This is a genomic window from Massilia sp. ZL223, from assembly GCF_018119395.1.
Taxonomy (GTDB): domain Bacteria; phylum Pseudomonadota; class Gammaproteobacteria; order Burkholderiales; family Burkholderiaceae_D; genus Telluria.
In genome coordinates this window covers 1-25,651 of record NZ_JAGPWD010000026.1, presented here as the reverse complement: position 1 = coordinate 25,651, position 25,651 = coordinate 1, and the positions used below count along the sequence as shown (strand labels likewise).

Here is a 25,651-nt window from a genome sequence, read left to right as displayed (position 1 = left end):
CTGCTTGCAGGCCGCCGGATGGCATCAACGGCCGCTGCGGAACAGCACGACCTTGAGCGTATTGATCAGGATCAGAATGTCCAGGAACAGGCTATTGTTCTTGACATAGTACAGGTCGTACTGGAGCTTCTGCAATGCGTCCTCGGCCGAGGAGCCGTAGCCGTAGCGCACCTGGGCCCAGCCGGTGATGCCCGGCTTGACGCTGTGGCGCACGTTGTAATACGGGACCACCTCGATCAGCTGCTCGACGAAGTAGGGGCGTTCCGGGCGCGGGCCGACGAAGGACATCTCGCCGGTGAAGACGTTGAGGATCTGCGGCAGTTCGTCGATGCGGGTCTTGCGCATGAAATTGCCGACGCGGGTGATGCGCGGATCGTCCTGGGCGGCCCACTGCGGCTTGCCGTTCTTCTCGGCGTCGGCGCGCATCGAGCGGAACTTGTGCACGCGGAAGGTCTTGCCGTCCTTGCCGACCCGCTCCTGCGAGTAGAACACCGGGCCGCGGTCTTCCAGCCACACGGCCACGGCCGCGGCCAGCATCAGCGGGAAGGTCATCACCAGGATCAGGACGCTGCACACCAGGTCGAAGCTGCGCTTCATGAAGGTGCGCACGAAGCTCTGGTCGAAGCCGCCGCCGAACACCAGCCACGAGGGCTGGAGCGAGTCGACGCGGATCTGGCAGGTCTCGCGCTCGAAGAAGGTGGCGGCGTCGGTGACCTTGATGCCCTGCAGCTTGCAGTCGAGCAGCTCCTTGATCGGGAAGCCGCCGCGGCGGTTCTGCACCGAGACCACGATCTCTTCCACGTTGTACTGGCGCGCCAGCTTGACCAGGGAGTCGCCGTCGCGCATCTTGAGCAGACTCGCCGAGGGCACGCACAGCTCTTCGCTCGGGCCGGGCAGGAAGCCGGCGATGTCGTACTTGTGGTAGCGCGACTTGCTGGTGGCCAGCTCGCTGCATTCCTTGGCCAGCGGGCCGCCGCCCAGGAACATGATGCGCGACTGCAGGAAGCGCGCTTCCGAGGTCTTGAAGAACACCATGCGGGCCAGGAAGATGCCGATCCCGGACAGGGCGAACACCAGCACCATGGTGCCGCGGCCCAGGTAGAGCTCGGGCGCCACGTAGAACACCAGGGCCAGGATCATGAAGCCCATCACGAAGGACGGCATCAGCTTCATGAAGAAGGGATGGCGCAGGCCCTCGTCGTAGTCGAGCTGGTACATGCCCATCGCGCTCATGCTGAAGATGATCGCGGCCGTGAAGGCGACGGCGGACGTGAAGAAGTGGTCGATGTGGTGCGCGACCGCGGCGTCGCCGTACTCGAGCATCCGCACCGCGGCGCCGACGTAGGCGGCGCCCAGCACCACCAGCACCTCGACGAACAGGAGCAGGAACACGATCTTCGACACATAGTGGTTAGAGATCCTAAACACGGCAGCCTCCGAACTTGTTATTACTTTTCTGGATATGCATGGGTGTCCCGGTTACTGCGGCAAGTTGCGGACATACCAGTCCATGGCCTGCTTCAAGCCTTCGCCGATGCGGTGCGTGGGCTGGTAGCCCAGCAGCGCCGCGGCCTTGCCGATGTCCGCCTGCGAATGGCGCACGTCGCCGCGGCGGAAATCCACGTACTGCGGCTCGTGCCCTGCCACGTGCGCGTAGCGCTCCGCCAGCAGGGAGCGCATCATGCCGTACAGCTGGTTCAGGGTGGTGCGGTCGCCCAGGGCGATGTTGTATACCTGGCCGGCCGCCTCCTTGTCCGCGGTCGCGGCCAGGAGGTTGGCCTGGACCACGTTGTCGATGTAGCAGAAGTCGCGGCTGGTCTCGCCGTCGCCGTTGATGCGCAGCGGCTGGTTGCGGATCAGGGCGCTCACCCACTGGGGAATCACGGCGGCATAGGCGCCGTGCGGATCCTGGCGCGGGCCGAACACGTTGAAATAGCGCAGGCCGATCGCCTCGGTCCCGTAGGTGCGGCCGAACACGTCGGCGTACAGCTCGTTGACGTACTTGGTCACCGCATAGGGCGAGAGCGGCTTGCCGATGCGGTCCTCGACCTTGGGCAAGGCCGGATGGTCGCCGTAGGTCGAGCTCGAGGCGGCGTAGACGAAACGCTTGACGCCGGCGTCGCGTGCGGCGACCAGCATGTTGAGGAAGCCGTCGATGTTGACCGCGTTGGTGAGCGCCGGGTTATCGATGGAGCGCGACACCGAGCCGAGCGCGGCCTGGTGCAGCACGAAGTCCACGCCCTCGCAGGCGCGCGCGCAGTCGGCCGGATTGCGGATATCGCCTTCGATGAAATTAAATTTCATCCAGGCCCCTTCCGTGACCGAATCTTTCACCTGTTCCAGGTTGTGGCGGTGGCCGGTGGCGAAGTTGTCGAGGCCGGTGACGCGCTGGTTCAGCTTGAGCAGGGCTTCCACCAGGTTCGAACCGATGAAGCCTGCCGCACCGGTCACTAACCAGTGGTAGCTGTGAAGGGCGAGGTGATGCTGGACTTCCTGAAACTTATTCACGTTTGGGGCACTTTCTGATTGACGCCGGCGCCTCGCAGGCGCCGGGGCCGGTGCGGCCGCCGCCGGCAGCGGCGGCCTTTCATACTGATCGACGCAATTACATGCGCCAGACGCAATAGCCGGCTTCGCGCAGCGCCTTGGGATCGAACTGCGCCTTGACGTCGATGAAGCAGCCGTTGTCGTTGAGCTTGGACTGGAAATCGGTCAGCGACAGGGCCAGCACTTCCTTGTGCGGCACGGCGACGACCACGGCGTCGGCCTTCGGCAGGCTGTCCCAGCTTTCCAGCTTGATGCCGTACTCGTGCTCGGACTCTTCCGAATCGGCCACCGGGTCGTAGACATGCACGTCCACGCCGTAGCTCTGCAGCTCGTGGATGATGTCGGCCACCTTCGAGTTGCGCAGGTCGGGGCAGTTTTCCTTGAAGGTCAGGCCGATCACGTTGACCTTCGAACCCTTGACGTGGAAGCCCGAGGAGATCATCGACTTGACGGTTTTTTCCGCCACGTACTTGGCCATGCCGTCGTTGATGCGGCGGCCCGCCAGGATCACCTGCGGGTGGTAGCCGATCATCTCGGCCTTGTGGGTCAGGTAGTAGGGATCGACGCCGATGCAGTGGCCGCCCACCAGGCCCGGACGGAAGGGCAGGAAGTTCCACTTGGTGCCGGCGGCCTTCAGCACTTCCAGGGTGTCGATGCCGATCTTGTCGAAGATGATCGCCAGTTCGTTCATCAGGGCGATGTTCAGGTCGCGCTGGGTGTTCTCGATTACCTTGGCAGCCTCGGCCACCTTGATGCTGGAAGCGCGATAGACGCCGGCCGTCACGACATGTTCGTACAGCTTGGCGATGCGCTCGAGCGACTCCTCGTCGTCGCCGGAGACGACCTTGAGGATGGTGGTCAGGGTGTGTTCCTTGTCGCCCGGGTTGATGCGCTCCGGCGAGAAGCCGACGTGGAAGTCCTCTTTCCACTTCAGGCCCGATTCCTTCTCGAGGATGGGGATGCAGACCTCTTCGGTCGCGCCCGGATAGACGGTCGATTCGTAGACGACGACCGCGCCGCGCTTCATGTTCTTGCCGACCGACTTGCTGGCGCCGATCAGGGGCGTGAAGTCGGGATTGTGGGCGATGTCGACCGGGGTCGGGACGGCGACGATGATGTAATCGGCCTGGGCCAGCAGCGACGGGTCGGTACTCACCTCGAGGTGGCGCGCCGCTTGCAGCTGCTCGCTCGACACCTCGCCGGTCGGATCGACGAACTTCTTGTAGTTCTCGATTTTGGAGGCCGACAGGTCGAAGCCGATGGTCCGTCCCTTTTTGCCGTATTCGACTGCCAGTGGCAAACCGACATATCCCAGTCCTACTACCGCGACGACTTCATCTGCTTTCATTATCGGGTTCCGTTTGAAAATTAAGTTTTGCTATATTGCTAACACAATATACCATGGGATCGTTCCTTGACTCAATGCGAACGCCACGACTGTCAATAAGAAACAACGACTTGTTAACAATGTCTGTTGCTATCTTGTCGATCAGTATGGTCCAGCTTGAAAAGCCTGCTTCCGCGCTTGTACCGGGCTTCCCGCCACATCGGCGCGGACTTTACAATATCTTAACAGTTTCAAAAAAAACAGTTCCAGAACGCATTGAATCGTGCGCAGGCCACACAATTCGTTCATACGATACCTCAGCGGCATTGCATATAATATAAAAACTTAATGTCAATGACGTTTCCATCTGAAACAACAACACGCGGGAAGCCAGAATGTTGGACGGGCTGAATCTTTTCTATACGGATGACAAGGAACACGGCGCCGCGCTCGATCGCTTTGTCCGCCAGCACCCCGAGGGCACGCCCTATCACCTGAGCGCCTGGCGCGCCGCGGTGGCGGATGCCTACGGCTACTCCGCCAGGACCCTGGCCGCCTTCGACGGCGCCGCACTGCTTGCTTGCCTGCCTGTCTGCATCGTGGCGCGTCCCTTCGGGAAACCGCGCTGGAGCGCCCTGCCATTCTGCGACGTCGGCGGCCCCCTGGCGTCCACCCCCGCCCTGGCCGCGGCGCTGAGCAGGCGCGTGGCCAGTGACGCCGCCGAAGCCGGCGCCGCCGGCTTCGAGGCACGCGGCTCGGTCAGCATGCCGAGCGCGGAAGACGCCCTGGAGGGACGCAAGGTGCGCATGCTGCTCGAGCTGCCCGCGAGCGCAGAGGCGCTGATGCAGGGCTATCCGCCGAAACTGCGCAGCCAGATCCGCAAGGCCGAGAAGAACGGCTTGAACGCGGCGATCGAAACCGGGCCGGCGGCGCTGGCCGCCTTCTACGAGGTCTACAGCAAGAACATGCGCCGCCTCGGCAGCCCGCCGCATAGCCAGGCCTGGTTCGCAGCGGTGTTGCGGCGCTACGGCGATGAGGCTTTCCTGGCTGTGGTGCGCCGGGAAGGCAAAGCGGTCGGGGCCGGGCTGGTCCTGCTGTGCGGCGGCCGCGCCGCCATCCCCTGGGCATCGACCTTGAGCGAATACAACGCGCTGGCGCCGAACATGCTGCTGTACTGGACCATCCAGGCCCATCTGTGCGGGCTGGGCGTGCGCCGCTTCGACTTCGGACGCTCGACCTATGGCGAAGGCACCTACAAGTTCAAGAAACAGTGGGGAGCGCTTCCCTATGCGCTCGACTGGCAGGAATGGGACGGCGCCGGACAACCGCGCGCCGAACAGGCAAGCGCCCCGGCCGGAGGCAGCCTGCGGCCGCTGGTCGAACAGCTGTGGCAGCGCCTGCCCCTGAGCGTCGCCAATACGGTGGGGCCGCGGCTGCGCCGCTATATCACACTATGATGCGCACACGTCCTTCGCTTATCTTGCTTAATAACACTTTCAATTTTATTATCTCCAGACCGGTCCGCCCCTCCCAGGCTAATTGATGAAGCTATTGACGTTCAGCACTCTGTTCCCCAACGAAAAGCAGCCCGGGCACGGCATTTTCGTCGAGACACGGCTACGCGAGCTGGTCGCCAGCGGGCAGGTGAGCTCGCGGGTCGTCGCGCCGGTGCCCTGGTTCCCCTCCAGCCACCCGCGCTTCGGCCAGTATGCGCTCTACGCCGGCGTGCCGGCGCGCGAGCGCCGCCATGGGCTGGAGATCCATCATCCACGTTACGTGGCCTTGCCCAAGGTCGGCATGAACGTCGCGCCCATGCTGCTGGCCCAGGGCGCCAAGCGCGAAATCGGCCGCATCCTGGACCAGGGCTACGACTTCGACGCCATCGACGCCCATTATTTCTACCCCGACGGGGTGGCTGCCGCGATGCTGGGGCGCTATTTCAACAAGCCCGTAGTCATCACGGCGCGCGGCTCGGACGTCAACCTGCTGCCCCGCTACCCCCTGCCGCGCCGCATGATCCAGTGGGCTGCCCGCCAGGCCAAGGGCATCATCACGGTCAGCAACGCATTGAAGGAAGGCCTGGTGCAGCTGGGCGTGGCGCCGGCGGCCATCACTCCGCTGCGCAACGGCGTCGACCTGGAGAAGTTCCACCCCATGAACCGCGATGCCGTGCGCGCCGCGCTCGGGCTGCGCCGCTTCACCCTGATCTCGGTCGGCCACCTGGTCGAGCTCAAGGGCCACCACCTGGTGATCGGCGCCCTGCCCCGGCTGCCCGACACGGAGCTGCTCGTCGCCGGCAGCGGCCCGGAACGGGCGCGCCTGGAAGCCCTGGCCCGGACCCTGGGCGTGGCCGACCGGGTGCGCTTCCTGGGCGCCGTGCCGCACGCCGAACTGGCCCAATATTTCAATGCGGCCGACCTGATGGTCCTGGCCTCCAGCCGCGAAGGCTGGGCCAACGTCCTGCTCGAGTCGATGGCCTGCGGCACCCCGGTGGTGGCCAGCCGGGTGGGCGGCTCGCCCGAAGTGGTGGCCGCCCCCGAGGCCGGCATCCTGATGGGGCAGTACAGCAGCGAGGGCGTGGCCGAAGCGGTCCAGCGCCTGCGCGAGCGCCAGCCGGACCGCGGCGCGGCGCGGCGCTACGCCGAAGGCTTCAGCTGGGACTTCACCACCCGCGGCCAGATCGATCTGTTCCAGAAAATCATCGTGGAACACGCGGCATGAGCACTTATCAGCGCTCGGCAGCCCCCGTTCCCATGCTGGTGCGCGCCATCGGCAACAGCTACGCGCTGTGGCAGGCGGGGCGCGCGCGCCTGTGCATCGTCACCTACCACCGCATCCTCGAAGCGCACGACCCGCTGCTGGAAAACGAGCCGGACGTGGCCACCTTCCGCGAACACATGAAGATGCTGGCGGACTGCTTCAAGGTGCTGTCCCTGGACCAGGCGCTGGCAGCCTTGCGCGAGAACCGCCTGCCGCCGCGCGCCGTCTGCATCACCTTCGACGACGGCTACCGCTCCACCCACGACCTGGCGCTGCCGGTGCTGCGCGAGTTCGGCCTGCCCGCCACGGTGTTCGTCACCAGCGGCTACGTGGACAGCGCCGAGAACATGTGGAACGACCGCATCGCCGACGCCGTGCGCGGCGCTTCCGGCAGCGCACTCGACCTGCGCGCCGCCGGCGCCGGCATCGTGCCGATCGACGGCCTGGAGGCGCGCTGCGCCGCCGTGCAGGCCTTGACCTCGCGCGCCAAGTACCTGCCGCCCAGCGAGCGCCTGGACCTGATCGAAGCGCTGGAAGCGCTGGCCGGGCATGGCACCCGTCCGCTGATGCTGAGCAGCGAGATGGTGCGCACCCTGCACCGCTCGAACGTGACCATCGGCGCGCACACGGTCTCGCACCCGATCCTGACCAAGCTGCCGGATGCCGAGGCGCGCGCCGAGATCGAGGGCAGCAAGACGGCGCTGGAAGCCATCATCGGGGAGCCGGTACGCTATTTCGCTTATCCGAACGGCAAAGCGGAGCTGGACTTCGATGCCCGCCACACCGCGATGGTGCGCGAGGCCGGTTTCGCCGCCGCCTTCTCGACCGCCACCGGCGCGGTCGCGCCCGGCCAGGACCTGTACACGCTGCCGCGCTCGCGTCCCTGGGATGCCAGCACCTTCTTCTACATGCTGCGCCTGCTGCGCTGGCTGGCCAGCTGAACGCGGCAACACCGCCGACATCGATTGCCTTATCCGAAACCAGAAAGCCTCAGATGCAAAACAGTAGCACCCCGCCCCAGCCGGATACCCTGGAACTGCTGGCGCAGCGCGAGCCGGAGCATGAACCCCTCAGCGCACCGTCCGCGCCCGCTGCGCGCAAGGAAGCCAACCCGGCCGTGCTGCTGGTGGCCTTCCATTTTCCGCCGCAGCGCGGCAGCAGCGGCATCCAGCGCACGCTGAAGTTCTCCCAGCATCTTCCCCAGCTGGGATGGAAGCCGCTGGTGCTGTCGGCGCACCGGCGCGCCTATGCGGCCAGCAGCGACGACCAGATGGGCGACGTACCGGCCGACCTGGTGGTGCGGCGTCCCTTCGCCCTGGATTCCGGGCGCCACCTGGCGATCCGCGGCCGCTACCTGCGCCCGACCGCCCTGCCCGACCGCTGGGTCACCTGGCTGTTCGGGGCCGTACCGGCCGGCCTGAAGCTGATTCGCGAATTCCGCCCGCGCGTGATCTGGTCGACCTATCCGATCCCGACCGCGCACCTGATCGGCTACACCCTCAAGCGCCTGAGCGGACTGCCCTGGATCGCCGACATGCGCGACCCGATGACGGAGAAGAACACGCCCGAGAACCGCATGGTCTGGCATGCCTACCGCTGGGTGGAAAAGCTCACGGTGCGCAACTGCACCCGCCTGGTGTTCACGACCCCGGGAGCGCTGGCTCTGTACCGCGCGCGCTATCCGGAGGTGCCGGCCAGCCGCTTCCGCCTGATCGAGAACGGCTACGATGAAGACGACTTCGTGCGCGCCACCGCGAACTACCAGCCGGCGCCGCGCGGGGACGGTCCGCTGGTGCTGCTCCACAGCGGCATCATCTATCCGCTCGAGCGCGACCCCACGCCCATGCTGGCGGCTCTGGGCGAACTGCGCCGGGAAGGCCTGGTCGGTCCCGACAAGCTGCGCGTGGTATTGCGCGCCGCGGTGCACGAAGACCTGCTGAACCGCCTGATCGAACAATTCGGCTTGCAGGGCCTGGTGATGCTCGAGCCGCCGATTCCCTACCGCGCGGCGCTGGCCGAGATGCTGGATGCGGACGGCCTGCTGGTGATGCAGGCTGCGCACTGCAACGCCCAGATCCCGGCCAAGCTGTACGAATACATGCGGGCGCGCCGTCCGATCCTGGCGCTGACCGATCCCGAAGGCGATACCGCCGCCACCATGCGCAAGGCCGGTCTGGACACCATCGCGCGCCTGGACGACAAGGAAGATATCAAGTCCGGCCTGATGCGTTTCGTCGGCCTGCTGCGCGAAGGAAAAGCCCCGCTGCCGCCGGAAAACGCCAGCCAGTTCTACTCGCGCCGCTCGCGCAGCGAACAGCTGGCCGCTCTGCTCGACGAAGTGGTGCAGGAAGGCGCCCGGGCCTGATCAGCGTCGGTCCGCCGGCCGCGCGGCCAGTTGTTCCGGGGTCGAATAGATGGTGATGCCTTCGGCCGCGAGCGTGCGCAGGTGGTCGAAGAATCCGCGCGCCGGGATGAACCAGGCGTCGGCCTCTCCCACCCGGCCGTTGACGCGCAGGCCGGCGCGCTCGAACTCGCGCCGGAAATAGTCGCGCAGGTCTTCGCGTGCGGCATAGTCGATGCGGCGCGCCGCCACGTCCGGCGCGAACGGACGCACCGGCACCTCCCAGCGCTGTCCGGACTTGTCCAGGCAAGGCAGGCGGTAGGTGCGCGGCTCCCAGATCGGCTCGGGGAAAGCCTCGCCCAGCGCGTCTTCCACGACATGATAGAAGGTCACGGGCCCCATCGACACGCCCAGGCCCAGCACCTTGGCGCCCTCCAGGCCCACGAAGCGCTCCCAGGGCGAGCCTGCGCCGAAGATCGAGGGCGCTTCATGATGGCCGGAGGTCAGGTAGTCCGCATGGCGGCCCCAGGCCGACACCGAATGGGTCGGATGCAGGCTGCGGTGGGTGGCCGCCTCGCGCAGGAAGGTCTCGGGCAGGCGTCCCATGTTGGTGCCGTGGCTGCGCGGATCGAACACATAGCCTTCCAGCTCGCAGGTGGCCTTGACGGTGCCGGCCGGCAGGTAATAGGTCGGCACCAGCAAGGTGCCTTGCGGCCCCACGGCGTCCTGCAGCGCGCCGATCACGCTGGCGGCCCCGCCTTCCACATAGCCCAGGCTCTTCAGCGAGGAATGCAGGAAGACGGTGTCGCCGCGCGCGATGCCGAGGCGCGCCAGGTCCTGCGCCAGCCCGGCGCGGGTGACATGGCGGCCGGCCTGGCGCAGCTGCTGCTCGCTGCGCCGCCGCCGCAGCTGTTCCAGCCTGGCCTTGACGGCGCGCTTGAGCGGCTCAAGCATGGACGCCCGCTCCGACCAGTTCCGCTTCCAGCAGATTGGCGTCGATGCAGAACTTGGCGGCCCAGTTCAGGTATTCCCACTGGCCGTAGTCGCCGTTGACCGGGAACGAGCCCTTCACGCCGCCCACGGTGTCCCCGGGGCCGCCTTCGATGCGGATGCTGCGGCGCACGTAGGCGGTCAGCTTGCGGCCGGTGTCCAGGAAGCGCCGCTCGCCGGTCAGGCGATGCAGCAGGAACAGGCAATGCGCGATTTGCACCGAGCCGGTCAGGCAGACGTAGTCGACCGCCGGACGGAAGTTGCGGTCCAGGCGTCCGGCCAGGTAGCCGTCCGGGCCGACCGCCTCGGCCAGGCTGGCGCCGGTGCGCTGCGCGGCCTGCAGCAGGTCGGCCCGGCCGGAAAGCAGGTGGCCTTCGAGCACGCCGCGCAGCACGTAGCCGATGGTGTGGGTGAGCGGGTTGTCGGCGTCGGTCAGGCAGTTCGAGGCGAACCAGCCGTTCGGCTGCTGCTTGCTCAGGGCCCAGTCGACCTGGCGCAGTCCCGCTGCGCCGTAGCCGTGGCCCGGCGCCACGCGCTCGGCCTCGAACAGGCCCCAGGCGACGTGGGTTTCATAGGCTTTTTCCCCCGGCTTGGCGAACGGGGTCGGGTGCTTGCGCCAGCAGCCGTCGGCGTCGAGGTCGTCGCGCAGCCAGGCGGCGGCGCGGTGCATGGACTCCAGGTAGCGCGGATCCCCGTATTCGGCGGCGCCGGCGGCCAGGCCGATCAGGATCTGGCCGGTGTTGAAGGTGACCGGGACGCGTGGAGTGGCGTCGATCTTGCCGCCCTGGAAACCGCCTTCCGGGAACTGGATCGCCACGCACCAGTCCAGCATGCGGCGCGCACGCGCATGCAGGCCGGCGTCACCCTTGCGGCGCGCCAGTTCGATGATGGTCGGGATGATGTAGCCGGTGGTTTCCGGATACGAGGTCGCCCAGCCCTTCTGCAGGCTGAAGTCGCGCGCCACGCCGCCGTCGTTGGAGGCGGACTTGTCCTGGGCCAGGCAGAGCCAGCGGGTGCAGGCCTCAATCACGGCCTCGATCCCGGGATCGCGCGCCGGGAGGCCGCGCTGGTCGCGTTCCAGCTCGGCCTTGGCCAGGTCGGTCAGGGGCGGCTGTGGGGAAAACTGGTTCTTGATCGATTTAAGCAATTGGAACACGGTGCGTCCTGAAAAGTGGGGCGCCGTTCGCAGGGAAGGCGCCAGCGCGTTGATCAAAAAATTTACAAAATGATAAATATGATGGTGGCATCATTAGTGGCGGCTGTCAATTTAGCGCCGCCGTGCATACGCCGTCTTCATGCCGCCGGGCTTGCCGGGCGGCCGCGGCGCAACAGTTCGGCCAGCAGCGCTCGGTTGCAAACCATGCTGAGCAGCACATAGCTGCACACGCCGGCCACGATTTCCAGCACCAGGGCCGTCACGCCGCCGGCGCCGCGCCAGGCCATGCGCACGGCCCATACCGCGCCGTACATGCCGGCCGCCGAGAACAGCGCGGGCGCCACCCGCTCGGCCACCGCGCGCAGGGAAATACCGATCACGGGCAGCATGCGGCGCAAGTTCATGAACAGGACCACCGGATAGGCGGTCACCCAGGCATAGGCCACGCCGGCGATGCCCCAATGGCTGCCCACGTAGAGCGCGGCCGGCATGACCAGGCAGCCGAGCGCCGCGTTGCGCAGCGCGACATCCGAGCGGCCGAGGGCGTCGGTGACGGTCGGCAGGAAACCGATGATCATCCGGAACGGCATCACCAGGGTCAGGATCTGGAAAGGCAGGATGGCGCCGCCCCATTCGGGTCCGAGCAGGACCGGAATCAGTTCGTAGGCCACGCAGGACATGCCCCACAGGATGGGGAAGGCGATCAGGCTGACGTAGCCGATGGCGCGCAGCAGCTGGGCGCCGATGGCGGCGCGGTCGTGCTGGAAGCGGGCCGCGGCCGGGAAGGCGACCTGGTTGAGGATGCCCGACACCCGCTGCGCCGGCAGCGAGGCCAGGTGCACGGCCACCGAATACAGCCCGAGCACATGGTCGCCGAGCAGGCGGCCGATCAGGACCACGTCGATCTGGGTGAAGAAGAACCACAGGAAGCGCGAGGCCGTGACGTTTCCTCCGAACTGGACCACCTGGCGCATGCCGCCCAGCGCGAAGCTGGGCAGGCGCAGGTAAGGCGAGACGACGTTCAGCAGCACCGCCTTGCAGGCCGTGTTGGCCAGCATGCCGGCGACCAGCGACCAGACGCCGTAGCCGGCCAGCGCCATGAGCAGGGTCGCCACGCTGGCCGCGACGGCCGTGGCCAGTTCGATCAGCGAGCGCCACTTGTAGTCCAGCTTGCGCTGCAACATGGCGTCGGGCACGACGATGAAGGGAATGATCAGGAACTGCAGCGACAGCACGTGCAATACCGGCACCAGCCGCGCTTCGCCGTAGAAACCGGCCACCAGGCCGGCCGCCAGGTTCAGCAGGGCGAACAGGACCAGGTTCACGACCCAGACGATGCCGTAGGCGCGGCGCACGGTCTCCGGCGCCAGCTCGCTCTTCTGCACCAGGGCCGGTCCCAGCCCGACCTCGGCGAACATGGCCAGCAGCGCCAGGAACACGGTGGCCATGGCCAGCAAGCCATAGTCGCCGGGATCGAGCACGCGCATGACATAGATCGTGATGCCCCAGGTGACCAGCTGGCTGCCGAGCTTGGCCCCGGCCGTCCATTTCAGGCCCCGTGCGATTTCAGTATGTAGTTTCATGAAGCGATGCGCGTTTCCTTGCGGTCTGTCCTTACTCGGCCAGGGTGCGGGTCCAGTATTGGTGCATCAGCGAGGGCGCCTTCAGCTGGTGCGAATAATCCCGGCCGGTCAGGCGCAGGGCAAGCAGGAACAGGCGCATGCGGAAGGCGCCCAGGAAGCGCCGCGTGAACTCGGACGCCGCCAGCAGGCCGCGCGCGCACTCCAGCGAGAAGGCGATCCTCTTGGAGAATTCGCCCGGGGTGAGCCCGTCCCATTGGTAGGTGGCCTCCGCGGGCAGCGGGTGCGGGCAGGGCACGTGGTTCGGGTAGGCCTGCCACGGGGTGCCGGCGACGGCGGGGTGGAAGCATTTCAGCCACTCCACGTAGAACGCGTGGCGCAGGAAGGGATCGAAGGGTTCGCGCATCACGTCGGCCAGGAACTCGGCGTCGAAGAAAGGCAGCTCGAACTCCAGGCGTCCCAGGTCCATCGATTCAAAATGGTTGAACAGGTGGCGGCGCTGGTCGTTCATCATCAGGAACAGGTACCAGGCGCGGCCCGGGTCGGCCGGCTTGAGCGCTTCCAGCTCGGACAGCACGCCCTGGTTCACCAGGCGGGTCAGGTCGGCGCCGAGTTCCGGCTTGAACAGCTTGACCGACAAGGCCAGCCGGTTATAGGCGAAGAAGCGGTCGATCGATTCCTGCACTTTGCCCGCGCGCATGGCGTCGACGATGCCCTGGTTCAGGTAGACATGGCCCAGGCCCACGCTGCCGCCATCGCCCGACCACAGTACCCGCGGACGCGCCGGCTGGGTGGCCTGGTATTCCGGCAGCTTGAGCCATTCGTGCACCGTGGCCTTGCTGTAGGGGTCGCCTTCGACCACGGCGGTGCGCACCAGCGGGGTATTGTGGGTGCCGAGCCGGTCCGAAATCATCTTGCCCAGCACCTGGTCCTGGCTGCCGGCCGGGGCATAGTTGGCCGTGAACACGCTGGCTCCGGCATGGCGCAGTTCGGCCACGATCACCCGCGAATCCAGGCCGCCGCTGAGGAAGGAAGCGGTCGAGCGGTCCGCGCCCAGGCGGATGCGCACCGCCTGCTGGAAGCTGCGGTACAGGCGTTCGTGCGGGCCCGGGCCGGGGGCGGCCGGCGTCATCGGCTCATCCCAGCGCCAGTAGCGCGGGCGCCTCAGCTGCTCGCCTTCGGCCGCCAGGTGTTCGCCGGCCAGCATCGAGATCACGTTGTCGTAGGGAGTACGGTCGCCCAGCGGGAAGCCGAAGCAGGAGGATTCGGCGATGCCCTGCATGTTCAGGGTTTTCTTGCAGAAGGACACAGCCTCGATGATGCGCAGGGCCGTGGCGAACACCAGGTAGTCGGGCGAGATCCAGCAGTAGACCGGGCGCACGCCGGACTTGTCCGTGATCAGGTGCAGGCGCTGCTCCGCGATCTCGTACACTACGGCGCAATAGGTGCCGCGGCAGGCGCGCAGCGCCTCGTCGCCGCCGATGGCGCGCGCCAGCGCAGCCACGCTGTCGTCGCGTGCCAGCGGCTCGGCGCTTGCCGCAGGCTGCAGCAAGGGAGCACCGGCGGCGAAGGCGACCCGCCCGTCATCCGCATAAGCGCCGGTGCCGCCCAGGGCGCCGACATCGAGCGTCAGCAGCAGCGCCCGGCCATCCGTGTATTCCTGCACCCGGCCGGCATCCTCGGGATGACGCGACATCGCTGCCCGCAGCTGCTGCGCAAGCTGCGGCGGAACCTGCTGGCCTGCCCGGCGCGCATACACGCCTGCAAAGATGGACATGTTCTTTTCCTCAAAGAAAGAAGTGCTAAATAAATAATATTTTACTCTAGGCAGTATTTCCAGGCGCTACTGAAGCGTGCGCACCGTCCTCGCCGCAGGATCCAGGCAGGCCGCGAAATCCTCGAAGGCGCCGTAGCGCGCCATGGCCGGCCGCGCCGGCGCACACAGGTCCGGTGCTGCTCCATCCGCGGCCGGACGGACCGGCGCCGGCTCGCGCCAGCGGAAGTCCAGGCTCGACGGGTCGCGGAACAGCGCGCGGTAGGGGTGGCTGCCGAGATACAGGCGCGCGGCCGAGGTATGCAGGTTGTCCGCCAGGCGCAGCAGGCCGCCGTCGCGGCTGCGGATGATGCCGTCGACCAGGTTGCCGGCGATGTCGGCGCTGCTCTCCGGGTAGCGCACCGTGATGCCGCCGGTGTCGACCACGGTGTTGTGCAGCAAGATGCTGCGCGCGGCCGCGTTCAGGTAGATGCCGTCGTCCGAACAGGAGGCGACCAGGTTGGCGCGCAGGATGCCGCCGGTCTGCTCGGTGATGCACTTGCCGCCGCGGCAGTAATCGCGGCCGGTGCCGCCGCCGCCGAGCGACAGGCCGATGCGCTGTCCAGGCGCGCCGCGCAAGCGGTCTTCGCAGATCACCACATTGCGCTCCAGGATGTTGTCGCTGCCGCCGCCTTTGGCGAAAGCGCCGTAGCTGACCTGGTTGCCGGCGCCTTTGACGAAATCGCTGATCAGGTTGCCGCGGATGCGCCAATGGCTGGCCGTCACCAGGTCGATCGGCGTGACCGGCTTTTCGGTCAGGCGCACGGTGTTGTTGCGCAAGGTATTGGACTCGATCACCCCATGGTCCGGGTAGCGCCCCCGCTCGCCATTGATCTTGAAGTGGGCGTGGAAGTCCTCCACCAGGTTGTTGACGGCGGCAAAGTGATGGGCATCGCCGGCCACGTGGAAGGCGTGCTCGCATTCGCTGTTCCCGCTGCAGACGCCGCGCAGCACCAGGTTCTCGAAGCGCCAATAGGGCGCCGTGACCCTGAAACCCTCGCCCCCGGCGATCTCCAGGACGGCGCTGCCCGGCCGGTGCGCGCGCACGCTGATCGGCGCTTCCGCACTGCCCGGGCGAAAGGCCTCCAGCGTGCCTTCGATCCGATAGATTCCCGGCAACAGGGTAATGCGCTGGCCAGGCACGGCGGCGCGCAGGGCGCGCGCCAGGTCGGGCCCATCGACGACCAGCACTTCACGCTCCCCCTCCGTCGCCTGCGTGGCAGGCAGGACCGCTGCTTCCTGCATGCCGACGAAGCCGGGGCGCCAAGCCGCGGCTGCCAAAGGCTGCTCGCCGCGGTCGGCCGCGATCAGCCAGCTCCGCGCGCTGCGTCCAATGCCTTCGATCACAGGGTTATGTCCCTGGCTGCGGCGTTCGATATACGGGCCAAGCGAACGCGGCGTGATGCCCGCGTCGTTCAAGAAATAGAGCGCGCCGCCAGCGACGGCGGCACCCAGCAGCACTCCCGTCATGGCCAGCCGGATCCAGAAAGGGCGGCGGCGCGCCCGCTGGCCGGCGCTTCTAGGTGTGCTTGCCATCACGTAGGCGGCCCAGGTCGGCTCGGCAAGTAGATCGATGGCGCATCACACGGCCCATGTTTTATATCGCTGTAGTTCCAAACTATTTCCCCACCGCAAACCATTCATCCTTTACGGCAAGGCTCGTAGACATCAAACAGCCTCGTCGGCATGAAAAAGTCACCCGGCATTATGCCACAGCACCCCTGCCTGCTAATCAGGCAACGATGTACCGATTACAACAATCTTGATGCAAATGTTTAGAAATTTTGCTCACAAAGCAATAGGTGTAATCGCTTAGTCAACGAAATGTCGTTTTGCAAAAATGGAAATTTACAAAACAACACTAACAAATTAATGCATTTGGTCAAATATTTATTGACATCAATGTTGAACCACCGAACAATATTGTGTTGTTTTTCGGAATTTTTCCGTTGACAAAGCGGAATTTTTCCGCACGGCACTTGATCTTCCGCTGTATTCTGGATCTATCCGTACGGCAATATTTTTTCTGCCGAAACTTTTTGTGGGTATATAGACATGCGAAATTCCTTCTCGACTCAAGTTCCGATGATCATCACCGCCCTGTCCGCTTCGATGGCCCTGATGGGCTGCGGCAATGCTGCGGAGAGCACCAAGACCTTGAGCAACCCGCTGCTGGGCTCGCGTTCGACCGCGGCCGCAGGCAGCACCACTCCGACCGGCCCGACCACCTCGCCAAGCACCACCTTGCCCAGCACTGCTGTGGCCATCACCACGGTTCAGCTGACCAGCACCGCTGCGCAAACCCGTCCGACCGCCACCTTCGGCCAGGCATTCGCCCAAGGCCACGTTCCGGCCGGCTCGACCCTGGTCGGCCAGACTGCCGCCGGCGCCGCCGTGCCCCTGCAAGTCGACGCCAAGGCCCGCCATCCGGACGGCTCGCTGCGCCATGCGGTCATCACTGTCCAACTGCCGAGCAGCACCGCCGGCCAGGTGGAAACCATCAAGCTGGTCAAGAGCACCACGGCCGCCGCGGCCACCACGGCCAGCCCCACGACCCTGCTGAACAGCGGTTTCACCGCGAGCTTCAACGCCACCATCGGCGGCGTCGTCTATTCGGCATCGGCCGACGCCCTGCTCAAGTCGGGCAAGTACACCACCTGGCTGTCCGGTTCGCTGGCCAATGAATGGATTGTCTCGGCGCCGCTGAAGACTGCCGCCGGCGTGGAGCATCCGCACCTGAGCGCGCGCTTCGCCATCCGTTCCTATCCGGGCAGCAACAACGCCCGTGTCGACGTCGCGATCGAGAACGGCTGGGCGTACGAAGCCGCTCCGCAGAACTTCGTCTACAACGCCCAGCTGCTGGTCGGCGGCCAGTCCGTGTTCTCGCAGGCCGCCATGACCCACTACCACCACGCCCGCTGGCGCAAGGTGGCATGGTGGGGCAAGGACCCGGCGCTGAACGTGCGCCACGATGCCGCCTACCTGATCGGCACCAAGGCCCTGCCGAACTATGACCAGTCGCTGAAGATCACCGAAACGACGATCGCCTCCTGGGTCAGCAAGTGGAATGGCGCCAAGACCGGTCCGATGCAGGCCGGCGTGGCCAACGCCTACATGCCGGCGACCGGCGCCCGTCCGGAACTCGGCCTCCTGCCGGCCTGGAGCGCGCTGTACCTGCTCAGCATGGACGAGCGCATGAAGAAGATCTCGCTCGGCATGTCGGACCAGGCCGGCAGCTGGTCGATCCACTACCGTAACAAGCAGACCGGCCGTCCGGTGATGCTGGCCGAGTTCCCGTACGCGGCGCTCGGCATCTCGGGCGACAGCAAGAACCCGGTGACCAAGCTGAACGAAGGCTTCCCGGCCTGCCCGCAGACCGTGTGCGCCACCCCGCTGACGGCGGACACCTCGCACCAGGCCGCGTTCGCCTACCTGCCTTACCTGGTCACGGGCGATTACTATCACCTGGAAGAGCTGCAGTTCTGGGCCAACTACAACTCGATCTCCGGCAACCCGGGCTATCGCCAGAACCTGAAGGGCCTGGTCAAGTCGGACCAGGTGCGCGGCCAGGCGTGGAGCCTGCGTACGCTGAGCGAAGCCGCCTACATCACGCCGGACAACGATCCGCAGAAGGCGAACTTCGCGGCCATGGTCAACCACAACATCGACTGGTATGACGCGAACTACACCAACAACACCGCGGCCAACAAGCTGGGTGCGCTGGAGCACGGCTATGCGATCGTCTACAACACCAGCACCGGCCTGGCGCCGTGGCAGGACGACTTCTTCACCGCGTCCGTCGGCCGCATGGTGGAACTCGGCTTCACCCGTGCCCAGCCGCTGCTGAAGTGGAAGGCCAGCTTCCCGGTCAACCGCATGGTCGGCGACGGTTATTGCTGGATCGAGGCGCCCGCCTACAGCCTGAAGGTTCGCGACAGCGCAACTTCCCCGCTGTACACGAGCATGAAGCAAGTGTATGCGGCTAACCATACCGCGACCTTCCTGCAACTGGACTGCGCCAGCACCCAGATGGCAAGCAGCCTGGGCCTGAAAGCCGGCCAGATGACGGGTTACGTCACGGTCGAGAGCTCGCAGTCGATCATGCGCCCGGCCCTGGCCTACAGCGTCGGCGTCGATGCCAACGGCCGCAGCGCATACGACCTGTACGCGAAGCGTCCGTACCAGCCCGACTACGCCACCTCGCCGCAGTTCGCGATCGTGCCGCGCTAATCGCCAGCCGCCTCCGGCTCGAGCGGAAGTCCCCCGGGACTTCCGCTTTTTTTTGCCTAATGCAATTTTGATGTCAAAAAAATACGAAAATACGGTGTGCGCGGTGTGTTGCCATTTCTCACATGGTATCCTAGCGTCCGCTCCCGTTCGGGGAATCCACCAGCGGAAGACGGCGGCGACCGCGTCACCCGGCCGAGTCACTTTATTAAGGGCATTTATGATTGACAACGCATCATTGCTGGTTTTTGGCCTGGCGATCCTGTATACAGTCTTCCGTGCGCTCCGGCTCGACAAGCTGATTCCCTGGTTCGCCCCGGACAGCGAAGCGCAGCTCCCTCCACCCGAGAAAAAGAAGAGTCGCTAGCACTCCCGGCGCGGCATCCCGACTGCCGGACAGGCGTCATGATGCCGCCTGACGGGCGCAACGCAAGCCACCACACGCAACTATGCAAAGTCTTTATTTAACGGCTGTCTTCTTCAGCCTGCTGTTCATGGGCTTTTCCGCGGCCTTCGCTGCTGCGCTCGGCTTCGTCTGGGTCGATGTCGTGAAGCCCCAGCAGCTGGCCTATGCCATCATCAGCGGCTGGCCGCTGAATCTCGTCGCGGCGCTGACGATGCTGGGCCTATATTTCGTCAAGGACAGGAAGGATCCGCCCCGCTTTGGTGGACTCCTGTGGCTGCTTGCGCTGTTCACCGTCTGGATCACCCTGACCACGATGATGTCGCCGATCCCGGAGCGTGCCTGGCTCAAGTGGGACTGGGCCTTCAAGGTGATGCTGTTCGCGCTCTTCATACCTTTCGTGTTCCGCTCGCGCATCCAGATCGAAGCCTTCATTCTGGTCTTTATCTTCTCGGCCGCGACCATCTTCGCCTCCACCGGCGTCAAGACCCTGCTCGGGAGCGGCGGCTACGGGGTCCTGGCAGTCATGGGCGGGGGCAATAGCGGCCTGGCCGAAGGCAGCACGCTGGCCGTGGTCTGCGCCATGCTGGTGCCGATGGTGATCTACGTCATGCGCCATAACTTGCTGTTTCCCAAGAATCTGTTCACACGCTGCCTGTTCCTGGGCGTCATCCTGACCGCCATGGCAACCATCATCGGCACCAGTGCGCGCACCGGCATCGTCGCGATCGGCATGCTGGGCCTGATCCTGGTCCTGAAGTCGAAAAAGAAGCTGTGGTGGCTGGCGGGGATCGCCCTGGCGGGCACGATCCTCATGAATATCGACCTCTCGGCGACGCCCTGGGGAGCGCGCATGTCGACCATCGAGTCCTACAATACGGATTCGTCGGCGCTCGGCCGCCTCAAGGTCTGGGAATGGACCGTGGATTACGTCGGCCAGCATCCGACCGGCGGCGGCTTCGATGCCTTCGTCCTGAATCGCATCATGAACGTCACCGAAGACGGCATCATCCATTACTATCCCGAGGACCGGCTGGCGGGCAAGGCCTTCCACAGTATTTACTTCGAAGTCCTGGGCGAACAGGGCATTCCCGGCTTCCTGATCTATTTCGGCATCATCCTGCTGGTCCTGGCCCGCCTGCGCGCCATCCGCAAGACTTGGCGCGGCCATGCCGGCATGGCTTGGATGACCGCGCTCGCCGACGCCCTGACTGCTTCGGTCCTGGTATTCCTGGCCGGCGGCGCCTTCGTCGGTATCGCCTACCAGCCCTTCATCTTCTACATGGTCGGCCTGACCGTGGCGATCGACCACCACTCCGCGCGGGTGCAGAAGGGCCTCAAGCACAAGCTTCCATCCAGAGAAACAGGATTCGTGACATCGTGAAACTCAATCAACTCGCCGGCCTGCGCGGCATCTGCGCATGGTGGGTGGTGTTCTTCCACTCGCTGGCCCTGCTGGGCGACTCGATTTATGCGCCGCTGGCCCGGATCATCGCGCACGGCTACCTGGCCGTCGACCTGTTCTTCCTGCTCAGCGGCTTTGTCATCTTCCTCAGCTACCACGCCGCGCTGGCGAACAGCTCCCCGCGCAGCATCGGCAAGTTCTACTGGAACCGCCTGGCGCGCATCTACCCGCTGCATGCGGCGATGCTGGGCGGCTACCTGGCCCTGTTCGTGGCCTTCAGCTATTTCTCGAGCAGCGGTACGGCGCCCGAATCCTATACCTGGACGGCGTTTTTCCAGAGCATGTTCCTGGTACATATGTGGGTCGGCAGCGAGCTGACCTGGAACGTTCCCTCCTGGTCGATCAGCTCGGAATGGTTCGTCTACCTGTTCTTCCCGCTGATGGCCTTCGGCTTGCGGCGGCTGCGCGGCGGCGTCGGCGCCCACCTGGTCATCATCGCCCTGGTCGCCCTGCTGCTGCACCTGATCTACACCGCCGCCAACATCTCCTCGCTGGGCGCCAACGTGCCGCGCATGGCCCTGGTACGGACCCTGCTGGAATTCCTGATGGGCGTGTTCATCGGCTCGCTCTACGTCAACTACCGTTCGTTCCTGGAAAGCTGGCGCCATGCTGCCCTGGGCGGCTTCCTCGGCCTGGGCATCGTCTACGTCTTCGCCCCCCTCGCCGACTACAGCATCATCCCGGTGGCGTTCGCGCTCCTGATCGCCTACCTGAGCGTCACGGCGACGGGCATCAGCGCCCCCCTGTCGGCGCGGCCCCTGGTCTACCTGGGCGAAATCTCGTATTCCACCTATATGGTGCATTACCTGGTCTACGACCTGCTCAAGGCCGGGTTCATGTCGAACACCAACCAGATCGCTCCCGTGTATGTCTGGCTGTCCTTCGTGCTGGTGCTGATCCTGTCGGTCGTCCTGCACCACCTGATCGATATGCCGTCGCAGCGCTATTTCCGCAGGCTGTCGAGCCGATGAGATCGCTCCAACGGAGTGGACAGGGCCAGGCCGCACTCTTATACTTTCGGCATGAATTTTTTGGCAAGCATCGTCAGCCGCAACATCTGGTGAGATCATGAATACAGCGTCACAGCGCACCCGGGTCTGCATCACGATCGACACGGAGTTCAGTATCGCCGGTGCTTTCTCGGACAGGTCCAGGCAGCCGGTCGCCGAGCCGCTGGTATGGTGCAATGTCGAGGGCCGTTCGCAAGGCCTGGGTTTCTTGCTCGACACCTTCCGCCAATACGGTGTCCAGGCAACCTTCTTTGTGGAAACGCAGCAGCGCTATCATTTCAAGCACGATCCGATGCGCCCCATTGCCCAGCAAATCCATGCCGAGGGCCATGAAGTGCAGCTGCATACCCATCCATGCTGGAAACTGTTCGAGGACCCGGACTGGTGGGACAAGTCGCGCGGCATGAAACACCGGGATGACATCAGCAAATACAGCGTCGACGAGGCGGTCGGCCTCATCAAGCAGGGCATCGAGACCTTCCGGGAATGGCAGATTCCCGCTCCCAAGGCTTTCCGCAGCGGCAACCTGAATCACGGCCCAGGCCTGTACCAGGCCCTGGCCCAATGCGGCATTCCCTACAGCTCGAACATCGGGGTGGCCATCTACAGCAACGGCGAGCCCGACTACACGCTGTACAGCGGCCAGCATGAACGGCATGGCGTGCAGGAGTTCCCGGTCTTGTCATTTTCCGACTGGAAGATCGGTCCCAAGCGGAACATCAAGTCCCTGACGATCGCCGGCTCGAGCTTCGCCGAGACGCGCGATCTCCTGGAAAAGGCGCGCCGCGAGGGCGTACCCCTGGTCGTCGTGCTGACCCATCCGTTCGAATTCGTCCAGAACCACGACCTGGGCTTCCAGCAGACGCGGCGCAACCGCCTGACCCAGGCGCGCCTGCGCAAGCTGTGCGAATTCCTGCAGCAGAACAGCGACCGCTTCGAGGCATGCGGACTGGTGGCGGCAGCGGAGGCCAGCCCGGCGGCGGCGGCGGCCCCGGCCAACATCCTGCTCAAAGGCTCGCTGCGGCATGCGCTGCCGCGCATGGCTGCGCAAGTCGTCTATCACTGGTTCGGCAGGAAGATGCTTGCCCGTAAATACGGAAACGACAAGCGGGCGTGAGGCGCTGAGGACTGGTTGCCGGTTGGCATTGGGAATACGGCACATCGGCAGCGGTATCGCTGTGGGCGGTTCGGCGAACCTGGAGTGGCGCGGCTGGCGGGGATCGAACCCACGACCCTTGGCTTCGGAGGCCAATACTCTATCCACTGAGCTACAGCCGCTGGAGGAATGCGAAGGATACAGTCTTTCGCTGCCCGCGTCCATGGGAACCGTCGCGCTTCGCCTTGATTTTTCATTACAGCGAGCAAGCTTTATGACTATAATCGACCGTTTGGAGGCATTTGCATAAAAGCACGAAATAAGCTGAATCGGCAATGCTGTAGTGGCAGGTTTTTTTAATCGTATTAAGGAAATCATGAGCGACGCACACAATGAACATCAATCGATGATCCGCACGCCGAAGCAGCTGATCGTCGCGGTCACGGCTTTCTTCCTCGTCATCGTCATCGGCATCATCCTGCTGGTTATCTTCGCCACCAGCGAGCGCGTCACCGGTGCGGGAACCGAGAGCCAGAGCGCCGAGGCCCTGGCCGCGCGCATGCGTCCGGTTGCCGAGGAAGGTTTCACCCTGGTCGACGCCAATGCGCCCAAGGTGCTGCAGGCCGGCGGCGCGGTCTACGCGGCGGTGTGCGCGGCCTGCCACGACAGCGGCGCGGCGGGCGCCCCCAAGGTCGGCGACACGGCCTCCTGGGGCGCGCGCCTGGCCCAGGGCTACGACACCCTGCTCAAGCACGCGATCGAAGGCATCCGCGCCATGCCGGCCAAGGGCGGCAACCCGGACCTGGACAATGTGGAAGTCGCGCGCGCGCTCGTCTTCATGGCCAACAAGAGCGGCGCCAGCTTCAAGGAACCGGAAGCGCCTGCCCCGGCAGCAGCGCCTGCGGCCACCGCCGGCGAGCCGGCCGCCGCTCCTGCGCCGGCCGCTGCTCCGGCTTTGGCGCCGGCCACGGCCAGCCCGGCAGCCGCTCCGGCAGCAGCCCCCGCCGTCGCCGCGAATCCAGGCCAGAACACCTTCAATGCCGCCTGTGTCGCCTGCCATGGCGCCGGCATCGCCGGTGCGCCCAAGCTCGGCGACAAGGCGGCCTGGGCGGCCCGGATCCAGCAGGGCGACGCCGTGCTCTATGAACATGCCATCAAGGGTTTCCAGGGCAAGGCCGGCGTGATGCCGCCGAAAGGCGGCTCGACCGCTTCGGACGCCGACGTCAAGGCGGCTGTCGATTACATGGTCGCCGCGGTCAAGTAAGGAAACACCCCTCTTCAGCATTCACCGCACAGGCCGGGCGCGCTCCCCGCGCGCCAAGGACGGCCTGTACTTCCAGTCAAGCACCTTCCATCCATGGGAGCGGGTCCGCCTGCTCCCGTTTGTATTTCATCACCACATCCTCACGCGCGCCGTCAAGATTTTGCGCGACATTGACGCGTTTACCCGACATTTTAGCTGCACATAGAAAATTTTTTTGAGCAGTATTTCCCTATGAAAATCAGGTAAACTCCCCTGTTCTGTTACAACTGGTTACGTTTTTTCCTTAAAGCAGGAGTTATGCTGGGCAAATGTTTCTTCGGGAAATATTCCTCCGACACAATTCAGCAAGCTTTACAAGGAAACCGTCAATGAAATTCCGCCTGACCCTGATCGCCCTGCTTGGCCTGTCCTCCACTCTGCCTGCTAGCGCCGCCACCCGCTACGTCGGCCCCGGCAAGACCTATGCGACGCCCTGCCGCGCTTTCGCCGCAGCCGCTGCCGGCGACATCATCGAAATCACCGGAAACACGACCTATAGCGGCGACGTTTGCGCCATCACCAAGAGCAACCTCACCATCCGCGGCGTGAACGGCCGTCCGGTGATCGCCGCTGCCGGCAAGAACGCTCTCGGCAAAGGCATCTGGGTTGTCCAGGGACATAACATCACGATCGACAACGTGGAGATGTCCGGCGCCAAGGTGCCGGACGCCAACGGCGCCGCCCTGCGTCTCGAAGGCGACAATTTCACCCTGCGCCGCGCTTTCCTCCACGACAACGAGAACGGCATCCTTTCGAACGCCCGTCCGGCCAGCCGGATCGTGATCGAGTACAGCGAATTCGGCCATAACGGCAACGGCACCGGCCAGACCCACAACCTGTATATCGGCGCCTCTGCCAGCCTGACCTTCCGCTACAACTTCTCGCACGATGCCGTCGTCGGCCACAACCTGAAGTCGCGCGCCACGGTCAACACGATCACCTACAACCGCTTCTCGAGCACGCCGGCGGGCCAGTTCGACGGTACCGCGAGCGGCAAGCCGAGCTACGAGATCGACCTGCCGAACGCGGGCACCTCCTACATCATCGGCAACGTGATCCAGCAGCCGGCCGCACACAGCAACTCGAACCTGGTCGCTTACGGCATGGAAGGCGCCAAGAACCCTGGCCACGATCTGTATATCGTCAACAACACCTTCCTGAACGACGACAGCGCCCGCGGCAACTTCGTGGCTGTCGGCAGCACCGTCACCAAGAAGATCCTGTTGCAGAACAATATCTTCGGCGGCGTGGGGACCCTGACCAACCAGGTCGGTCCGATCGAGAAGAACAACTACCGTTCGCTGGCGCCGGGCTTCGTCAACCGCGCCGCCTGGGACCTGCGTCCGACCGCGAATGCGATGGTGGTGAATGCCGGTTCGGTACCGGGCGTTTCCCCGGCCGGCGTGTCGCTCAAGCCGACCATCGTTTATAAGCACCGCGCTACCGCCGCGGCCCGTCCGGTGCTGAACGCGATCGACGTCGGCGCCTACGAGTCCGCGCTGTAAAACCGGGGCCCGGGGCCTGTCCCCGGGCGCAGCATGACAAGCCGCGCAAGCGGGAATGCCGTTCAGTGCAGACTGGATGGCATTTTCTTTTTGGGAGTCTTCAGCGCAGCAGGCGCAGGTCGCGATGG

Annotated in this window: 18 protein-coding genes and 1 tRNA gene; 10 read left to right on the top strand and 9 right to left on the bottom strand. The window is 65.1% G+C overall.

All coding sequences use genetic code 11. The features are described from left to right. Positions 1-24 precede the first annotated feature (24 nt). The 3 genes from KBW95_RS16185 to KBW95_RS16175 form a co-directional block, all read right to left on the bottom strand. Positions 25-1,428, bottom strand: a complete 1,404-nt coding sequence (locus KBW95_RS16185) for a TIGR03013 family XrtA/PEP-CTERM system glycosyltransferase (protein ID WP_211526435.1) — start codon at positions 1,426-1,428, stop codon at positions 25-27. Between the two features lie 51 nt (positions 1,429-1,479). Next, on the bottom strand, positions 1,480-2,508 hold the full coding sequence (locus KBW95_RS16180; RefSeq protein ID WP_211528752.1) for an SDR family oxidoreductase: 1,029 nt from the start codon (positions 2,506-2,508) through the stop codon (positions 1,480-1,482). A 97-nt stretch (positions 2,509-2,605) separates the two neighbouring features. Then, positions 2,606-3,895: a nucleotide sugar dehydrogenase gene (locus KBW95_RS16175; protein ID WP_211526433.1), complete on the bottom strand. Its 1,290-nt coding sequence runs from the start codon at positions 3,893-3,895 to the stop codon at positions 2,606-2,608. A 374-nt stretch (positions 3,896-4,269) separates the two neighbouring features. On the opposite strand from KBW95_RS16175, the gene KBW95_RS16170 reads away from it, so the two are divergent. The 4 genes from KBW95_RS16170 (at position 4,270) to KBW95_RS16155 (ending at position 8,999) form a co-directional block, all read left to right on the top strand. Then, positions 4,270-5,331 (top strand): GNAT family N-acetyltransferase, encoded by a 1,062-nt coding sequence (locus KBW95_RS16170; RefSeq protein WP_211526432.1) that lies wholly within the window; start codon positions 4,270-4,272, stop codon positions 5,329-5,331. A gap of 85 nt (positions 5,332-5,416) precedes the next feature. Beyond that, positions 5,417-6,595: a glycosyltransferase family 4 protein gene (locus KBW95_RS16165; protein ID WP_211528751.1), complete on the top strand. Its 1,179-nt coding sequence runs from the start codon at positions 5,417-5,419 to the stop codon at positions 6,593-6,595. Next, positions 6,592-7,575, top strand: coding sequence for a polysaccharide deacetylase family protein (locus KBW95_RS16160; protein WP_211528750.1), 984 nt, complete (start codon positions 6,592-6,594; stop codon positions 7,573-7,575). Before KBW95_RS16165 ends, KBW95_RS16160 begins: the two co-directional genes overlap by 4 nt. A 53-nt stretch (positions 7,576-7,628) precedes the next feature. After that, positions 7,629-8,999 carry a glycosyltransferase gene (locus KBW95_RS16155; protein ID WP_229429797.1) on the top strand — a complete coding sequence of 457 codons (1,371 nt, stop codon included), beginning with the start codon at positions 7,629-7,631 and terminating at the stop codon, positions 8,997-8,999. Here KBW95_RS16155 and KBW95_RS16150 read toward each other — a convergent pair whose 3' ends face one another. The 5 genes from KBW95_RS16150 to KBW95_RS16130 form a co-directional block, all read right to left on the bottom strand. Then, positions 9,000-9,929, bottom strand: coding sequence for an AAC(3) family N-acetyltransferase (locus KBW95_RS16150; RefSeq protein ID WP_211526429.1), 930 nt, complete (start codon positions 9,927-9,929; stop codon positions 9,000-9,002). It lies immediately after the preceding gene. Continuing rightward, a complete protein-coding gene (locus KBW95_RS16145; protein WP_211526428.1) occupies positions 9,922-11,121 on the bottom strand; it encodes a hypothetical protein in 1,200 nt (399 codons plus the stop codon). Before KBW95_RS16145 ends, KBW95_RS16150 begins: the two co-directional genes overlap by 8 nt. Before the next feature lie 137 nt (positions 11,122-11,258). Beyond that, a complete protein-coding gene (locus KBW95_RS16140; RefSeq protein WP_211528749.1) occupies positions 11,259-12,704 on the bottom strand; it encodes a lipopolysaccharide biosynthesis protein in 1,446 nt (481 codons plus the stop codon). 31 nt (positions 12,705-12,735) lie between these two features. Then, positions 12,736-14,478, bottom strand: a complete 1,743-nt coding sequence (locus KBW95_RS16135; protein WP_211526426.1) for an asparagine synthase-related protein — start codon at positions 14,476-14,478, stop codon at positions 12,736-12,738. A 66-nt stretch (positions 14,479-14,544) separates the two neighbouring features. Then, positions 14,545-16,050 carry a right-handed parallel beta-helix repeat-containing protein gene (locus KBW95_RS16130; RefSeq protein ID WP_211526425.1) on the bottom strand — a complete coding sequence of 502 codons (1,506 nt, stop codon included), beginning with the start codon at positions 16,048-16,050 and terminating at the stop codon, positions 14,545-14,547. Positions 16,051-16,599: 549 nt separating this feature from the next. On the opposite strand from KBW95_RS16130, the gene KBW95_RS16125 reads away from it, so the two are divergent. From KBW95_RS16125 to KBW95_RS16110, 4 genes are all read left to right on the top strand, one after another. Further along, the gene (locus KBW95_RS16125) at positions 16,600-18,744 is read left to right on the top strand and encodes a hypothetical protein (RefSeq protein ID WP_229429796.1); all 2,145 of its coding nucleotides are present in this window, start codon (positions 16,600-16,602) and stop codon (positions 18,742-18,744) included. A gap of 446 nt (positions 18,745-19,190) precedes the next feature. Further along, a complete protein-coding gene (locus KBW95_RS16120; RefSeq protein ID WP_267875470.1) occupies positions 19,191-20,528 on the top strand; it encodes a putative O-glycosylation ligase, exosortase A system-associated in 1,338 nt (445 codons plus the stop codon). Beyond that, positions 20,525-21,580 carry an acyltransferase gene (locus KBW95_RS16115; RefSeq protein WP_211528747.1) on the top strand — a complete coding sequence of 352 codons (1,056 nt, stop codon included), beginning with the start codon at positions 20,525-20,527 and terminating at the stop codon, positions 21,578-21,580. The genes KBW95_RS16120 and KBW95_RS16115 overlap by 4 nt, the downstream gene beginning before the upstream one ends. Positions 21,581-21,677: 97 nt before the next feature. Further along, positions 21,678-22,736 carry a polysaccharide deacetylase family protein gene (locus KBW95_RS16110; protein WP_211526422.1) on the top strand — a complete coding sequence of 353 codons (1,059 nt, stop codon included), beginning with the start codon at positions 21,678-21,680 and terminating at the stop codon, positions 22,734-22,736. Between the two features lie 85 nt (positions 22,737-22,821). Here the strand turns inward: KBW95_RS16110 and KBW95_RS16105 are convergent. Then, positions 22,822-22,897, bottom strand: a tRNA-Arg gene (locus KBW95_RS16105). Between the two features lie 194 nt (positions 22,898-23,091). Here KBW95_RS16105 and KBW95_RS16100 point away from each other — a divergent pair. Both KBW95_RS16100 and KBW95_RS16095 read left to right on the top strand, forming a co-directional pair. After that, positions 23,092-23,979, top strand: coding sequence for a cytochrome c5 family protein (locus KBW95_RS16100; RefSeq protein ID WP_211526797.1), 888 nt, complete (start codon positions 23,092-23,094; stop codon positions 23,977-23,979). A gap of 368 nt (positions 23,980-24,347) precedes the next feature. After that, positions 24,348-25,523: a right-handed parallel beta-helix repeat-containing protein gene (locus KBW95_RS16095; protein ID WP_229429795.1), complete on the top strand. Its 1,176-nt coding sequence runs from the start codon at positions 24,348-24,350 to the stop codon at positions 25,521-25,523. Positions 25,524-25,651: the final 128 nt, after the last annotated feature.

Bases quoted from the DNA above. Each gene is read 5' to 3' on its own strand.
- KBW95_RS16175 (WP_211526433.1), bottom strand. From the start codon at position 3,895: ATGAAAGCAGATGAAGTCGTCGCGGTAGTAGGACTGGGATATGTCGGT.
- KBW95_RS16170 (WP_211526432.1), top strand. From the start codon at position 4,270: ATGTTGGACGGGCTGAATCTTTTCTATACGGATGACAAGGAACACGGC.
- KBW95_RS16165 (WP_211528751.1), top strand. From the start codon at position 5,417: ATGAAGCTATTGACGTTCAGCACTCTGTTCCCCAACGAAAAGCAGCCC.
- KBW95_RS16160 (WP_211528750.1), top strand. From the start codon at position 6,592: ATGAGCACTTATCAGCGCTCGGCAGCCCCCGTTCCCATGCTGGTGCGC.
- KBW95_RS16155 (WP_229429797.1), top strand. From the start codon at position 7,629: ATGCAAAACAGTAGCACCCCGCCCCAGCCGGATACCCTGGAACTGCTG.
- KBW95_RS16150 (WP_211526429.1), bottom strand. From the start codon at position 9,929: ATGCTTGAGCCGCTCAAGCGCGCCGTCAAGGCCAGGCTGGAACAGCTG.
- KBW95_RS16140 (WP_211528749.1), bottom strand. From the start codon at position 12,704: ATGAAACTACATACTGAAATCGCACGGGGCCTGAAATGGACGGCCGGG.
- KBW95_RS16135 (WP_211526426.1), bottom strand. From the start codon at position 14,478: ATGTCCATCTTTGCAGGCGTGTATGCGCGCCGGGCAGGCCAGCAGGTT.
- KBW95_RS16130 (WP_211526425.1), bottom strand. From the start codon at position 16,050: ATGGCAAGCACACCTAGAAGCGCCGGCCAGCGGGCGCGCCGCCGCCCT.
- KBW95_RS16125 (WP_229429796.1), top strand. From the start codon at position 16,600: ATGATCATCACCGCCCTGTCCGCTTCGATGGCCCTGATGGGCTGCGGC.
- KBW95_RS16120 (WP_267875470.1), top strand. From the start codon at position 19,191: ATGCAAAGTCTTTATTTAACGGCTGTCTTCTTCAGCCTGCTGTTCATG.
- KBW95_RS16110 (WP_211526422.1), top strand. From the start codon at position 21,678: ATGAATACAGCGTCACAGCGCACCCGGGTCTGCATCACGATCGACACG.
- KBW95_RS16100 (WP_211526797.1), top strand. From the start codon at position 23,092: ATGAGCGACGCACACAATGAACATCAATCGATGATCCGCACGCCGAAG.
- KBW95_RS16095 (WP_229429795.1), top strand. From the start codon at position 24,348: ATGAAATTCCGCCTGACCCTGATCGCCCTGCTTGGCCTGTCCTCCACT.